The 260-nt window shown below is 72.3% G+C and carries 1 protein-coding gene; it reads right to left on the reverse strand.

The window, feature by feature from the left end; translation table 11 throughout:
• Nucleotides 1–247, reverse strand: a 247-nt coding sequence (locus KZZ06_RS21355; RefSeq protein ID WP_219581940.1) for an aminotransferase class IV, incomplete at its 3' end; no start/stop codon positions are given.
• Nucleotides 248–260: the final 13 nt, after the last annotated feature.

Here is a 260-nt window from a genome sequence, read left to right on the forward strand (position 1 = left end):
GACGCAGCACCGAGGCGCGGGTGATGCCCGGCAGCAGCGCCGTGGAGAGCGGCCGGGTCACGAGCACGCGGTCGCGGCTGATGATGAACGCGGTGGAGGAGGAACCCTCGGTGACCGCGCCGTCCTCGATCATCCAGGCCTCGGCGACGCCGGCCTCGGCCGCCTGCTGCTTGGCGAGGACCTGCGCCAGCAGGGCCACCGATTTGATGTCCCGGCGCTTCCAGCGCAGGTCTTCGACGGTGATCACCCGGGCCCCGGTC

Origin of the sequence: Sulfitobacter sp. CW3, from assembly GCF_019392245.1 — a bacterium.
Lineage (GTDB): Bacteria > Pseudomonadota > Alphaproteobacteria > Rhodobacterales > Rhodobacteraceae > Sulfitobacter.